This window comes from Flavobacterium sp. WC2421, from assembly GCF_040822115.1.
Lineage (GTDB): Bacteria > Bacteroidota > Bacteroidia > Flavobacteriales > Flavobacteriaceae > Flavobacterium.
This window is the reverse complement of sequence record NZ_CP162004.1, coordinates 1,984,771-2,000,173: the sequence shown is the minus strand read 5'-3', so window position 1 is coordinate 2,000,173 and position 15,403 is coordinate 1,984,771. Positions and strand designations below refer to the sequence as shown.

The 15,403-nt window shown below is 31.9% G+C and carries 11 protein-coding genes; 10 read left to right on the top strand and 1 reads right to left on the bottom strand.

Going from position 1 to position 15,403, the window contains the following annotated elements:
- Positions 1–124 precede the first annotated feature (124 nt).
- The 8 genes from AB3G33_RS08610 to uvrB all read left to right on the top strand — a co-directional run bounded on the left by AB3G33_RS08610 (position 125) and on the right by uvrB (position 13,068).
- Positions 125–2,506 carry a carboxypeptidase-like regulatory domain-containing protein gene (locus AB3G33_RS08610; RefSeq protein WP_367768253.1) on the top strand — a complete coding sequence of 794 codons (2,382 nt, stop codon included), beginning with the start codon at positions 125–127 and terminating at the stop codon, positions 2,504–2,506.
- A 4-nt stretch (positions 2,507–2,510) separates the two neighbouring features.
- Positions 2,511–3,332: a DUF4249 domain-containing protein gene (locus AB3G33_RS08605; protein ID WP_367768250.1), complete on the top strand. Its 822-nt coding sequence runs from the start codon at positions 2,511–2,513 to the stop codon at positions 3,330–3,332.
- A 127-nt stretch (positions 3,333–3,459) separates the two neighbouring features.
- Positions 3,460–4,122 (top strand): thiamine diphosphokinase, encoded by a 663-nt coding sequence (locus AB3G33_RS08600; protein WP_367768247.1) that lies wholly within the window; start codon positions 3,460–3,462, stop codon positions 4,120–4,122.
- 115 nt (positions 4,123–4,237) lie between these two features.
- Entirely contained in the window at positions 4,238–5,182 is a 945-nt protein-coding gene (rlmF, locus tag AB3G33_RS08595; RefSeq protein WP_367768244.1) for a 23S rRNA (adenine(1618)-N(6))-methyltransferase RlmF, read from the top strand.
- A gap of 452 nt (positions 5,183–5,634) precedes the next feature.
- Positions 5,635–6,246, top strand: coding sequence for an RNA polymerase sigma factor (locus AB3G33_RS08590; RefSeq protein ID WP_367768242.1), 612 nt, complete (start codon positions 5,635–5,637; stop codon positions 6,244–6,246).
- A gap of 84 nt (positions 6,247–6,330) precedes the next feature.
- Positions 6,331–7,446, top strand: coding sequence for a FecR family protein (locus tag AB3G33_RS08585; RefSeq protein WP_367768240.1), 1,116 nt, complete (start codon positions 6,331–6,333; stop codon positions 7,444–7,446).
- Between the two features lie 159 nt (positions 7,447–7,605).
- Positions 7,606–10,947 (top strand): TonB-dependent receptor, encoded by a 3,342-nt coding sequence (locus tag AB3G33_RS08580; protein ID WP_367768238.1) that lies wholly within the window; start codon positions 7,606–7,608, stop codon positions 10,945–10,947.
- A 129-nt stretch (positions 10,948–11,076) separates the two neighbouring features.
- Positions 11,077–13,068, top strand: a complete 1,992-nt coding sequence (gene uvrB / locus AB3G33_RS08575; protein WP_367768236.1) for an excinuclease ABC subunit UvrB — start codon at positions 11,077–11,079, stop codon at positions 13,066–13,068.
- Here the strand turns inward: uvrB and AB3G33_RS08570 are convergent.
- Entirely contained in the window at positions 13,062–13,466 is a 405-nt protein-coding gene (locus tag AB3G33_RS08570; RefSeq protein WP_367751796.1) for an excinuclease ABC subunit B, read from the bottom strand. The genes uvrB and AB3G33_RS08570 overlap by 7 nt on opposite strands.
- Positions 13,467–13,503: 37 nt before the next feature.
- Between AB3G33_RS08570 and AB3G33_RS08565 the strand changes: the two genes are divergently transcribed.
- Complete coding sequence (locus AB3G33_RS08565) at positions 13,504–14,328, top strand: alpha/beta hydrolase (RefSeq protein ID WP_367768234.1); 825 nt, start codon at positions 13,504–13,506, stop codon at positions 14,326–14,328.
- A 60-nt stretch (positions 14,329–14,388) separates the two neighbouring features.
- Positions 14,389–15,402, top strand: a complete 1,014-nt coding sequence (locus AB3G33_RS08560; protein WP_367768232.1) for a dipeptide epimerase — start codon at positions 14,389–14,391, stop codon at positions 15,400–15,402.
- Position 15,403 lies beyond the last annotated feature (1 nt).

The following is a 15,403-nucleotide window of genomic DNA, read 5'->3' as shown; positions in this document are numbered from 1 at the left end:
CCGTAAATTATACCTAAAAAAGGCAACTGGAAATAGTTGCCTTTTTTTATTAATAAAATTTTAATCTTTGTTTAGCTACAATTTACTTATCTTTTAACCAAATTTGTAATTCAAAAACTAAGAAATGATTTCGAAAAAATACAGCTTCCTTTTTATTTTTCTATTAATTACTATTTCTTCCTTTTCTCAAGATAAATTTACACTTAGTGGAATAATTACAGATATAAAAAACAACGAAACTCTTATTGGTGTTAATGTGTATATTCCCGAAACAAAATCAACAGCCTTTACTAATGAGTACGGTTTCTATTCCATTACGCTTCCAAAAGGCAACTACACCATTTTAATAAGTCATATCGGTTTTAATACATTTTCACAAAACATAACACTTTCTGAAAATAAAAAAATAAATAGTAGCTTGACTGAAAGCGGTGAAGAATTGAAAGAAGTAATTATCACTAATAATAAGGGAGAAGCCAATATAAAATCTCCCGAGATGAGTGTAAATAAACTCTCCATTTCCACGATTAAAAAAATGCCTGTTGTGCTGGGTGAAGTTGATGTCCTTAAATCACTATTATTACTTCCTGGAGTTACAAATGCTGGTGAAGGAGCATCTGGCTTCAATGTACGAGGTGGTGGAGCCGACCAAAATTTAATTTTACTAGACGAAGCAACCATATTTAATTCCTCACATGTCTTTGGCTTCTTTTCTGTATTTAATCCAGATGCGATTAAAGATTTAAAATTATACAAAGGAGGAATTCCAGCCCGTTTTGGAGGAAGAGCCTCATCGGTTTTAGATATTTATCAAAAAGATGGTAGCAGCAAAGGGTTTCATATGAATGGCGGAATAGGATTAATCTCAAGCCGCATTTTGGCCGAAGGACCATTGGTGAAAAACAAAGGTTCATTCCTTATTGGAGGCCGAAGTTCGTATGCCCATCTATTTTTGAAATTATCCGAAAAGCAAAAGAAAAACACCGCCTACTTCTATGACCTGAACACCAAATTAAGTTATAAATTAAACCCTAATAACAATTTATATTTATCTGGATATTTTGGAAGAGACGTATTTTCATTAAGTAAAAGTTTCAGCAATACGTATGGAAACTCTATTTTAAATTTAAGGTGGAATCATTTATTTACAGATAAATTATTTTCGAATTTATCTCTTATATACAGTGATTATTACTATGGGCTAGATCTTGATTTTGTAGGATTCAAATGGGATTCTGGCATTAAGAATTACAATATCAAATATGATTTCAAGAATTACATTTCTGATAATTTCAAATTGAATTACGGGATGAATGCCATCTATTACGAGTTCAATCCAGGTACTATAACTCCATCTGATGCTAATTCAGGAATAAATTTTGATCAACTAGACAAAAAATACGCCTTCGAACCTTCTCTATACATTAGCGCCGACCAGAATATTTCTAAAAAAATATCTTTATCTTATGGTATACGATACAGTCAGTTTTATAGATTAGGAAAATCAACCGTAAATATTTATGTCAATAATAATCCTGTTGTCTTCAATACAGATTTACAGATCTATGAAAAAGCAACTCCAATAAGCACTCAATTCTACGATAAAAACAAAACAATTAAAAGCTATAATAATTTAGAACCTCGTTTTTCGTTAGCCTATAAAATTAATGACGAACAGTCCCTCAAAGCTAGTTATAATAGAATGGTGCAGTATTTACAATTGATTTCTAATACATCCTCACCTACTCCACTGGACGTCTGGACGCCAAGTGACAACTTTATCAAACCACAAATTGCTGATCAAGTTGCTTTAGGATATTTTAAAAATTTCAAGGATGGGCAGTATTCTCTAGAATTGGAAACGTATTATAAGGAAGTACAAAACAGATTAGACTATATTGACGGAGCTGATTTGATTGCAAATAAGTCCATCGAACAAATTATTCTAAATGGACAATTGAGATCCTATGGATTAGAGATAATGATTCGAAAAAACGAAGGCAAATTGAATGGGTGGATTTCCTACACCCTATCCAAATCAGAACAACAAACTCCAGGAAGATCAGAAGGAGAATTAGGAATAAATAATGGCAAATGGTACAATTCCGTTTATGACAAAACACACAATCTTGCTATTACGAGTACCTATACGTTAAATCAAAAATGGTCTTTTGGAGCCAATTTTGCCTTGCAAACTGGTCAACCAGCTAGCTACCCAAAAGGCCAATACCAATACTTAGGAATTACCGTTCCTAGTTATGGATTACGAAATGAAAATCGATTACCTGCTTATCATCATTTAGATGTTTCAGCTACATTAACTCCTGTCAAAAACAACAATCGCAACTGGAAAGGAGAATGGGTTTTTAGTATTTACAATATTTATAATCGCAAAAATGCTGCTTCAATCAACTTTCGACAAAACAATGAAACAGGTAACAATGAAGCTGTAAAAACATCTATTTTCGGAATTGTTCCTGCAGTAAGTTATAACTTTAAATTTTAATCTAATGAAACATATAAATTTCTTAATAGCAGTGCTAACTACTCTTTTATTATGTAGTTGCGAGGACGTGGTTCAAGTTAATTTAAAAACGGATTCACCAAAACTTGTTATAGAAGCATCTATCAATTGGTACAAAAACACCATAGGAAATAGACAAAGCATAAAGTTAACAACAACTACAAATTATTATGACAATTTGATACCTGTAGTTTCTGGAGCAACAGTTTATATAACAAATGCGACAAATGCTACTTTTATTTTTACAGAAGCACAACAAACAGGAGAATATATTTGCACTAATTTTATACCAAAAATAGACGAAACGTACACGCTAACAATCCTAAACGGGGGTCAAACCTACCATGCAACCGAAACCATGAAATCTATTGCACCCATAAGCGAAATTATTCAAAATAATGAAGGTGGCTTTACAGGAAACAATATAGAAATAAAGACATATTATACAGACCCTGCCAATGAGACAAATTATTATTTATACAAATACAGTTATTCCAATCAAGTAACTCAAAATTTTTATACTGATGAAGATACTTTTTTTCAAGGAAATCCTTTTTTTAGTATTTCACAATCTGATAATTTAAAAGTAGGCGATGAAGTCATAGTCACTCATTATGGCATCTCTAAACAATATTACAACTACATGAATGTACTAGTTAGCATCGCAGGAGGCAATGGTGGCGGGCCTTTCCAATCTCCCCCCGCAACTGTAAGAGGAAACATAATCAATACAACAAATAAAGAAGACTACCCTCTTGGTTATTTTTCATTAAGTGAAGTGGATACCAAAACGTATACAATACAATAAAAAAATTATATACTTAAAACCAATATAATTGTCTTAAAAAGGCACATTATAGAATTAAAAACTATTTTCTATCTTTACCCTGTTTTTTAAATTAACAATGACCACTTCCTAATCTTTACTCAAGAAAATGTCCTCACATCATATCGTCCGCGATGACCAAGAACCAGCATTAATAATAGCAAACGGTGCGTCATGCAATCCTGAATTATTAGGTCAATTATTAGAATGGTCTCCATTAGTAATTGTATTAGACTCTGCCATAGAAAGAGTAATGGAATTAGATATAAAAGTGGATGTATTACTCGGTGATTTTGATCGCGATTTTGATGCTAATTACTATAAAGAAAAACAATATCCAATTGAGATAGTACATACTCCTGATCAAAACAAAACCGATTTAGAAAAAGCTTTTGACTACCTCTATGAAAGAAAAATACCCGCTGTAAATGTAGTCTGGGCAACAGGAAGACGCACCGATCATACTATAACCAATTTGACAAACATAGTTCGTTATAGAGAAAAATTAAAAATTGTAATTTTAGACGACCACTCAAAAGTATTTCTTTTACCAAAAAAATTTGAAAAATGGTACACAGCAAATACTGTGATTTCATTAATCCCGATAGGACATGTGACAGGAATTCATTCAGAAAATTTATTTTATCCATTGCAAAATGACAGCTTAACTATTGGCTATAGAACTGGAAGCAGTAATCATGTTACTAAAGATGGAATTGTAATAATTGAGCATGCTGAAGGTGATTTATTGATGATGGAATGTTCCGATTGATTTTTAAATAAAAAACTAATCTGCAATAAAACATTATACCTATTCTTTTTTATATAACTTGCTGTCGACTTTGATGAAAAAATAAATTTTATCTTTGTCCTGAAATAATAAAATCATGTCTAAGACGATTACTGAGAAAACAAATTTACATCCAAGAAATCCACACCGATTCCGATACGATTTTAGCCTTTTAACAGAAAGACTTCCTGAATTACAACAACATGTTTCTATCAATGAACACGGTATTGAAACAATAGATTTTAGCGAACCTGAAGCTGTTAAGACTTTAAACAAAGCCTTATTAATTACATACTACAATATAAAATACTGGGATATTCCGAAAAATTATCTTTGCCCACCCATTCCCGGTAGAGCGGATTACATACACTATATCGCTGATTTATTAGCTTCAAGCAATAACGGTGTTATCCCCCAAGGCAATACAGTTGAAGGTTTAGATGTTGGAATTGGAGCTAATTGTATCTATCCAATAATAGGAAATTCAGTTTACGGTTGGAGTTTTGTAGGTACCGACATTGACGAGAAAGCAATTGAAAATTGTAGGAAAATAATTGAAGGAAACCCAAAGATGATAGATTCTATAAGTCTACAGCAACAGAATGAATCTCGTTTTATATTTAAAAACATCATTACACCCGAAGACAAGTTTGCATTTACTATTTGCAACCCTCCATTTCATTCTTCTCCAGAAGAAGCTTCAAAAAGTGCTTTAAGAAAAGTAAATAATCTAGAAAATACCAGAAAAACCACAAAAGCGGTTTTGAATTTTGGTGGACAAAATGCCGAATTGTGGTGTGAAGGTGGAGAACTTGGTTTTATCACTCAAATGATTTATGAAAGTGCTAAATACCCTATGCAATGCCTTTGGTTTACTACATTAGTATCAAAACAATCTCATCTTACTAGTATTTACAAAACACTGAATAAAGCAAACGTTGTTGAAATAAAGACAATTGACATGGCTCAAGGCCAAAAAATTAGCCGTATTGTTGCTTGGACATTTTTAAGTGAAAAACAGCAAAAAGAATGGAAGTTCTAAAATCATAAGAATGTAAGTTATTACAAACTCACTTTTTGAAGATCAAAAGAACTGAATTATAACTTATAGCATTAATAATACTTCAATAATAAATTTAAAATGAAGTTAAAAAATAGCCTTCATTATTAATTTAATAATGAAAGTGTGAAAAAATTATTTTACCAAAAAAAACACGCAACTAATTATCGATTGTTGTATTTCTCCCTATTTTTTAATAATAAAAACATGTTTTAACTTAATTTTATGTAAGTTTGAAAAAGTAATCAAAAAAAATAATTACCAAAATTACTAATTACGTTCCCTAGAGAGCTGTAATAAAAAAACAAACTAACTATAAATTGAACAATATCCGCCCCATTTATTGTTGCTTTTTTATTTGAATCTATTGGTATCAAACACCAAAATGTTTGTTTTAATTTATTATTTAGAAATGAATTAATCTTGATCAAATTGTGGAAAAGTTAAAACTACATACCGAAACTCTAGATGACTCCAAAATTTGGAAAAGTCTAAAAGAAGGCGACGAAAATGCTTTTTCCATACTCTTTAAAAAGCATTACCCGCATTTAGTACGTTATGGAAATTCGTTTATTCCCTTTCCTGAAAAAGTACAAGACTGTATTCAAGATGTATTTACTGATATTTGGATTTATAGAGAAAAATTAGCTGATAATGTGGTCGTAAAAGCATACTTATTATCTTGCGTTCGTAAGAGAATTAGGAGATTGCAAGTTCGAGATCGCATTTTTTCACTTAGTAGCCCTATAGAAACACTTCCATTTTTATTTGATTTTTCAATAGAACATAATTTAATAGCTGATGAAACTACTACTATAAAAGTTTCACATCTTAATCAATTAATTAACGATTTACCTTCTCGACAAAAAGAGGCTTTATATCTGCGTTACACTCAAGAATTATCTGTAGACCAAATTGCAGATACACTTGACATCAATTATCAGTCAGCCAACAACCTTTTACATCGCGCTTTATTAAGCATTCGAAGAGAATGGAGAACAAACGTTCCCCTAATTACACTTCTATTTTCATTTTTTTTCAAGTAAAAAAATAAAATTAAAAAAAAATCGCTTTTAGTGAGTATCCTTTTAGAAAAGGGTCCTCTACATAATTGTAATACTATTTTTTTAATGCAAGATCGCAACAAATATACAGATATAAAGCACTTTTTAGCTGACAATTCATTCCAATTATGGGTGTGCTCCAATGACGACCAATACTATTGGGAAGAATGGACATTAGAAAACTCAAGTCGGGCTAAACTAGTTGAAGAAGCACGGTTATGGCTTTTAGCTATGAAAGTTCCTAGTTCTAATCTATCTTCAGATCAAATCCAGAATGCATTAGAAGCAACTTGGAATAAAATTGAAATAAAAGAAAAAAATCAAAATAAAATTAACAAGCCTATAATTAAACTTTGGGGGCAAAAATGGTTAAATCGCGTTGCAGCAGTAGTACTAATAAGTTTATTAACTGGTTTTTTATACAACTATACAAATTCAGACAACAACAACTCATTAGTCTACAATAAGCTTATAGATGATAATAATGAAGGTTTAGTGGAGCAAACTAATAACTCAAACAAACCGCAAACCATTACATTATCAGATGGCAGTTCTGTATTATTACAACCTAAAAGTAAACTAAGTTATCCCAAAATATTTGTGGGAAATGAGAGAAAAGTGTATCTTTCTGGTGAAGGTTTTTTTGAAATTAGCAAAAATCCGAAAAAACCTTTTTTTGTATATGCTAATGAAATTGTTACTAAAGTTGTAGGAACTAGTTTTAAAATAAAAGCATACGCAGACCAACCTAATGTTGAAGTTGTTGTTAGAACAGGAAAAGTAAAAGTTTTGTCAAATCAACAAATCACAAATAAAAAAGACAATTTGATTGTTTTATTACCCAATCAAGCCCTACGATTTATTCGAAAAAGCGCCACTTTTAATAAAATAACTGACATTACACAGGATAAAGTATTAATTAATTCAACAAGTAATATTGAGCAATTAGGATTTGAATTCTCAGATATTCCTGTTGCTCAAATTTTAAAAACGATAGAACAAGCTTATTTAGTGAATATTGATTTTCCAAAAGCCAAGTTAAAAGACTGTTATCTTACTACATCATTAAGTGACCAGCCTTTACCTGAAAAACTTAAAATTATTTGCAAAAGTCTTGGAAACAATACTAGCTACGAAATGAATGGAAACCAAATTATTATTATATCAAATGGATGCAACTAACATAATATTGCCTATGAATAAATAGACTAAAAAAAAACGCCGAAAATGCTGTAACATTCTCGACGCCTTGAATTAAAACAATTAGCTCTCTGTAAAGACTAATTGTTATGTTCTAAAAATAACCCAACTAACGAGTATTAATAAAAACAGACCAAAACTATGAAAAAAAACGTCCTCAACCAACGACTATTTATTCGAATTATGAAAATAACCTTATTACAATTAGTCTTAGCATTTGTCTTCTCCAGTGTGACATTTGCAAATACAATCAGAGGTCAAAAAAAACTAGATACAAAGATTTCAATCTCTGTAACTGATTTGAACTTAGATGTTGTTTTAACAAAAATTGAAAAATTGTCAAATGTGAAATTTTCGTACAATTCGAGAATGTCACAATTAAACCAAAAAGTAAATGTATATGCTGAAAACGAAGCATTATCAAGTGTACTTAATCGCATTTTAAAACCATTAAAAATTAATTATTCTGAAGTAAGCAACCAAATTGTTTTACAAAAGGAAGGTGCTAAAGTGGGTTTTAATGCAGGGATATTTTCTACATTTGATGCTGTAGCTGAAATCATTAAGGGACATGTAGTAGACGAAAGTGGAGAAGCATTACCTGGTGTTACAGTCCTTGTAAAAGGAACAAAAAAAGGAACTACAACTGATATAGATGGAAATTACAGTATAACAGCTGAAATTGGTGCTGTTTTACAATTCTCTTATGTAGGTTTAAAAACTGTAGAAATTACAGTAACAGGTACAACCGTTAATGTTACATTAGTAGGAAATGGTGAAACATTGCAAGATGTTGTTGTATTAGGTTCTCGTAGCAGTGCAAGAACAGTGACTGAATCTGCTGTTCCAATTGATGTTATTAGTATGAAAGATATATCTTCTCAAGGACCACAAGCCAACTTAAATCAGATTTTAAACATGGTTGCTCCATCGTTTACTTCTAATACTACTACAGTAGCGGATGGAACGGATCACATTGACCCAGCTCAATTAAGAGGTCTAGGACCGGACCAAGTTTTAGTTTTGGTTAATGGAAAAAGAAGACATACTTCATCATTAGTAAACATCAATGGATCTCCAGGTAGAGGATCAGTAGGAACCGATTTAAATGCTATTCCTGCTTTTGCAATTGATCGTATTGAAGTTTTAAGAGATGGTGCATCTGCTCAATATGGTTCTGATGCTATCGCTGGTGTAATTAACATCAATGTTAAGAAAGCTACAAACAAATTAGACATCAATATTTTAGGTGGAAGCAATGTATCTAGAGGAGCTAATGATCATAGAGGTGGTAGTGATGGAAACAATCTACAAATTGACTTAAACTACGGTACTAGTCTAGGTAAAGAAAAAAGTTTCATCAATGCTACAGGAAGTTTTCAATTAAGAGGACAAACGAGTAGAGCTAAAGATGCAACTGGAACCTTATTCAGTGCTTTTAATGCGATTGAACAAAGAGCTGCAGAAGCTGGAACAAATATTAATACTTTATGGGGAAATATTGGAACTCAAGCTGCCCCAACAGCTAATGAAGCTGGAATTGTTTCTGCTATTAAAACATATGCTCCTCAAGTAGGATATTTTACAACAGCTCAACAATCTTCTATTGCTAATGCAACTTCATTATATGGTGCAACAGGATTACAATCGGTATTAAATTTTGATGCAACAGATGGTGAATTGGCTTACAGAAAACTGGAAAGAAAAGATTTCAACATGAAAGTAGGACAATCTTCATTGGAAAGTGCACAGTTTTTCTTGAATGCTGCTTACCCAATCAATGAAAATCTTGAGGTATACGCTTTTGGTGGTACTAGTCATAGAACAGGTCAAGCAGAAGGTTTTTACAGAAGACCAAATCAATCTAGAGCTTATACTGCTTTGTTTCCTAATGGTTTTTTACCTGAAATTCATTCTACAATTAATGATATCTCGGCTGCTGCAGGAATTAGAGGTATGATCTTCAAAACTTGGAATTTTGATTTAAGTAATACTTTTGGTAGAAACTCTTTTGATTATAATATTGAAAACACATTAAATGCAACTTTAAGAGAAAATTCTCCTACTGAATTTGATGCTGGTGGATTGGCTTTTTCTCAAAATACAACTAACTTTGATACGTCTAGAAAATTTGACAAATTAAACGTTGCTTTTGGTGCTGAATACAGACATGAGAATTTTCAAATTAATGCTGGAGTACCAGATTCTTATAATCAATATGACATCAACGGTGGTATTGTAACAGGAACTACAGCTTCTGAATTAAAAGTAACTGACTTTTATGGTTCTGCAAGACCTGGAGGATCACAAGTTTTTCCTGGTTTCAAACCATCAAATACAGTTGATAAAGGTCGTAACAGTGTAGCTTTATATACTGATTTAGAATATGATGTTACAGAAAAATGGTTAGTAAACGGAGCACTTCGTTTCGAAAATTATTCTGATTTTGGTAACACTACAAATTATAAATTAGCGACTCGTTATAAATTAACAGATAACATTAACTTACGTGGTGCTGTTTCTACTGGATTTAGAGCTCCTTCATTACACCAAATTTATTTTAATTCAACAGCTACACAATTCGTAGGTGGTGTACCATTTGAAGTAGGAACATTCAGTAATGATTCGCAAGCTGCTAAATTATTAGGAATTCCACAATTAAAACAAGAAGAATCTCAAAGTGCAAGTGTTGGTTTTACTGCAAAAATACCTGAAGCTAAACTTACTTTGACTGCTGATGCCTATATTGTTAAAATTAATGACAGAGTAGTACTTACAGATCAATTTTCTAGACCTGGAGGAACTCCTGCAGCTGGAACTCCTGCAGCACAATTAAACACTTTGTTTGATAATGCAAATGCTACTGCTGCAACTTTCTTTGCAAATGCAATTGATACTGAGTCAAGAGGAATCGATGTTGTTATAAGCCATAAAGCAAATGTTGGAAATGGTTTAACATTAAAAACTGATTTATCAGGAACATTATCAAGTACAAAAAGAGTTGGTAATATTCACGCTTCACAAATTTTAACAGATAACGGGCAAATTAACCGTTACTATTCTGAATCAAGTAGAGTATATCTTCAAGAAGCTGTGCCAAGAGTTAAAGCTAATTTAACAAACTCATTGTCAGTGAAAAAATTCGATTTCTTCTTGAGAAATGTGTACTTCGGTCAAGTTACAGATCCAAATACTGCTGATGCAAATGGAGATGGAACTATTGACACTGCTGTAGTAAATGGGCAAACCGTTGCTGTTGAACATCCGGTTTGGGGAGCAAGAGTAATAACTGATCTATCTGTAGGATATAAATTTACTGATAATGTTAAAGTTGTAGTAGGTGCAAACAATATTTTTGATGTGTATCCAGACGAAAATTTAGAATCATTAAAAAGTTCTAATCAATTTACTTATTCAAGAAATGTATCTCAATTTGGACAAAACGGAAGATTCGTTTTTGCTAGGTTAAGTTTAAGCTTCTAAATAAACTTTTTTTTACATAGAAACCATCATGTTCGCATGATGGTTTTTTTTTTTTAGAATTAACTTCCGTCCAAAATAGTTATAAACTTCGTAACTTTGTAATTCTAAAAACTTTGCCCCAAAATACCAATGAATTTTCAAGTCGTATCAGATTACCTACCCAAAGGCGACCAGCCACAAGCTATTGAAAAATTAACTCAAGGAATTGTTGATGGTGAAAAATTCCAAACATTATTAGGAGTAACCGGTTCTGGTAAAACTTTTACGGTTGCTAACGTCATTCAGGAAGTACAAAGACCAACATTAGTTTTAGCACACAATAAAACTTTGGCCGCACAATTATATTCAGAGTTCAAGCAGTTTTTCCCAAATAATGCTGTAGAATATTTTGTTTCTTACTATGATTACTATCAGCCAGAAGCATTTATGCCCGTTTCTGGGGTCTTTATTGAAAAAGATTTATCAATCAATGAAGAACTAGAAAAAATGCGTTTAAGCACCACCTCTTCACTCCTTTCTGGCAGAAGAGATATATTGGTAGTTGCATCTGTTTCTTGCTTATATGGTATTGGAAATCCTGTGGAATTTCAAAAAAATGTAATTGAAATTGAAAGAGATCAAACGATTTCACGAACCAAATTATTACACAGCTTAGTTCAGAGTTTATATTCCAGAACTGAAGCTGATTTTACTCCCGGAAATTTTAGGATAAAAGGAGATACTGTAGAAGTCTATCCAAGTTATGCAGATGATGCTTTTCGAATCCATTTCTTTGGTGATGAAATTGAAGAAATTGAATCTTTTGATATAAAAACAGCTGCAGTAATTGAAAAATTCGAAAAACTAACAATTTACCCAGCAAATATGTTTGTGACTTCACCAGATGTACTACAAGGTGCAATTTGGGAAATCCAACAAGACTTAGTCAAACAAGTCGATTATTTTAAAGAAATAGGAAAACACCTTGAAGCAAAACGTTTGGAAGAACGTACCAATTTTGATTTAGAAATGATTAGAGAATTGGGATATTGCTCTGGAATAGAAAATTACTCCCGCTACCTCGATGGTAGACTAGCAGGAACTAGACCATTCTGTTTATTAGATTATTTTCCAAAAGATTTTTTAATGGTTGTAGACGAAAGTCACGTGACCTTATCACAAGTACATGCCATGTATGGAGGTGACCGTTCTCGAAAAGAAAATTTAGTCGAGTATGGATTTAGACTGCCTGCCGCAATGGACAATAGACCTTTAAAATTTGAGGAATTTGAAGCCATGCAAAACCAAGTAATCTATGTTTCAGCAACTCCTGCCGACTATGAATTACAAAAAACGGATGGCGTAGTTGTTGAACAAGTAATTCGACCTACTGGATTATTAGATCCTATTATAGAAATCCGACCTAGTTTAAACCAAATTGACGATTTAATTGAAGAAATTCAAGTGAGATGCGAATTAGACGAACGCGTTCTTGTAACAACATTAACCAAAAGAATGGCAGAAGAATTAGCCAAATACTTAACAAAGGTTAATATTCGTTGTCGCTATATACATTCGGATGTTGATACCTTAGAACGAATTGAAATCATGCAAGATTTGCGAAAAGGTATCTTTGATGTATTAATTGGGGTAAACCTACTACGTGAAGGTTTAGATTTACCCGAAGTATCACTCGTTGCAATTTTAGATGCTGATAAAGAAGGTTTCTTAAGAAGCCATCGATCATTGACTCAAACCATTGGTAGAGCAGCCAGAAATCTAAACGGTAAAGCGATAATGTACGCGGATAAAATTACTGCCAGCATGCAAAAAACGATTGACGAAACAAACTATCGCAGAACGAAACAAATAAACTTTAATACCGAAAACAATCAAATACCTCAAGCATTAAACAAGAAAATCGATAGTGCTTTTACTAAAAATCCCCTGGTAGAATATGAATTAGGACATACATTAAATACCGCAGCAGAAACAGTAACTGAATATTTATCAAAAGATCAAATAGAAAAACGCATTCGAGAAAAACGCAAATCTATGGAGAAAGCAGCTAAAGAACTGGATTTTATGCAAGCAGCAAAATTACGTGATGAAATTAAAATGCTTCAAGAGCAACTTCATTGATCATGAAATTCCTTATAAATTTTCAATAATGCTTCTGGTGAGATAACAGTATTAGGTGATTTTTCCATCTTTTTAAGTACTCGTTTTGTAGCATCCGGATTTATTCCCATGCTAATAGAAATTTGATGAATCGTATTAGACTCATTTGCATTTAAAATACGTCCTTTATGCATTAAAAATGCTAAACGATAAAACTGCTGCATACGTCTAAATCCTGTTTTAGCAGCCATTTTAGGTAATTCTAAAAGGAATAAATTATTAAAATCACCTTTTTCTAAATCTAAAGCATTCGCAATAACAAATAAAAAGTCATAGTCTTTTTTAGGTAAAACACCATTCTCAGTAGAAAAAGTAATCATATCTAAAAGTAAGCTCTTTTTTTCTTCGTAAGTATCCATTAATATAATTTTTTTTAGCTAAAATATCGTTTTTAAAATGAAAAACAAAGACCAAACAGTGATTCAACAATTTAATCTATTATTCCTATTTTTTTTAACATCTATAGGTCTATTAGCGCAACAAAGTACAGCGACAAAACAAGTCTCGACTTTTACCATTAATGCATCTCAATTAAATACAACAAAAAAAATATGGGTCTATCTTCCAAAGGATTATTACGACACTAATAAAAAATTTTCTGTTTTATATATGCATGATGCTCAAAATCTATTTGACTCCAAAACATCTTATGCAGGAGAATGGAATGTGGACGAAAAATTAGATAGTATTAATGCCCAAATAATTGTTATTGGAATTGAACATGGTAATGAAAAACGAATCGATGAATTAACTCCCTATAAAAATGAAAAATATGGAGGAGGAAATGCGGATGCCTATCTAAAGTTTATTGTTGAAACTTTGAAACCAAAAGTAGACAGCACTTATAGGACCAAAACGAAATCTAGAAATACAATTATTATGGGAAGCTCTTTAGGTGGTCTTACCTCCTATTATGCAGTTTTAAAATACCCAAAAGTATTTGGAAAAGCGGGTGTTTTTTCTCCTTCATTTTGGTTTAGTAAAGACATATATAGTCTTACCGAAAATTCAAAAAAAATAAACTCCAAAATCTACTTTCTTTGTGGTGACAATGAAAGTGAAGAGATGGTTTCTGATCTCAACAGAATGGAATATTTACTAAATACAAATAGATGTTATTGCCTCCATTTAAATGAAAAAAAAATAGTTAAAGGTGGGCAACACAATGAAAAATTATGGCGTGATGGTTTTATAAAAGCATTACTATGGCTTGGTTACTAAAGCTTTTGTGTGAAATTTTAATATAATTACATTACTTTTAAAGTATTAAATCCAAAATAAATGAAATTAATAGTAAAAGAATACATCCTAAAACTAAAACATACATTTACAATATCAAGAGAATCCATTGATGTACAACCCTCTTTAATTGTTGAATTAGAAAGCGAAGGATTTTCTGGCTACGGAGAAGCAACTTCAAATCCATATTATAACATTACAGTTCCAATGATGATTGCCGATTTAAATAAAATTCGTCCCATTATCGAAGAATCGGAAGATCAAACACCAGAAGAATTTTGGCAAATGATGCACCCCTATTTAAAAGAAAATATGTTCGCTTTATGCGCTTTAGACATGGCATATACTGATTTATACGCTCGTAAAAAAGGAAAAAAACTATATGAATATTGGAACTACACAATTGAAAACAATCCATTAACCGACTATACAATTGGAATCGCATCAATAGACAAAATGGTCTCAAAAATGAAAGAACTTCCATGGCCTATTTATAAAATAAAATTAGGAACACACGAAGATATTGCCATAGTAAAAGAACTTAGAAAACATACAGATGCCATTTTTAGAATAGATGCAAATTGTGGTTGGGGAATTGAAGAAACCATCAACAACGCAGTTGAATTAAAAAAATTAGGTGTAGAATTTCTAGAACAACCTATGAAAGCCGACAATTGGGATGCACATAAAGAAGTTTTCAAATATTCCGTTTTACCAATAATTGCAGATGAAAGCTGCATTATAGAAGAAGATGTTGCAAAATGTCACAATCATTTTCACGGAGTGAATATTAAACTTGTAAAATGCGGTGGGTTAACTCCTGGAAAAAGGATGATCGAGCAAGCAAAAAAATTAGGGTTAAAAACAATGGTGGGTTGCATGACTGAATCATCAGTAGGAATTTCAGCCATTGCTCATTTATTACCACAATTAGATTATGTAGACATGGATGGTGCCTTACTCCTGGCAGAAGACATTGCAGATGGTGTTACTATAAAAGAGGGTGAAATTAGTTATTCTAAACTTAATGGTACCGGAGTTATTTTAAAACAATAAA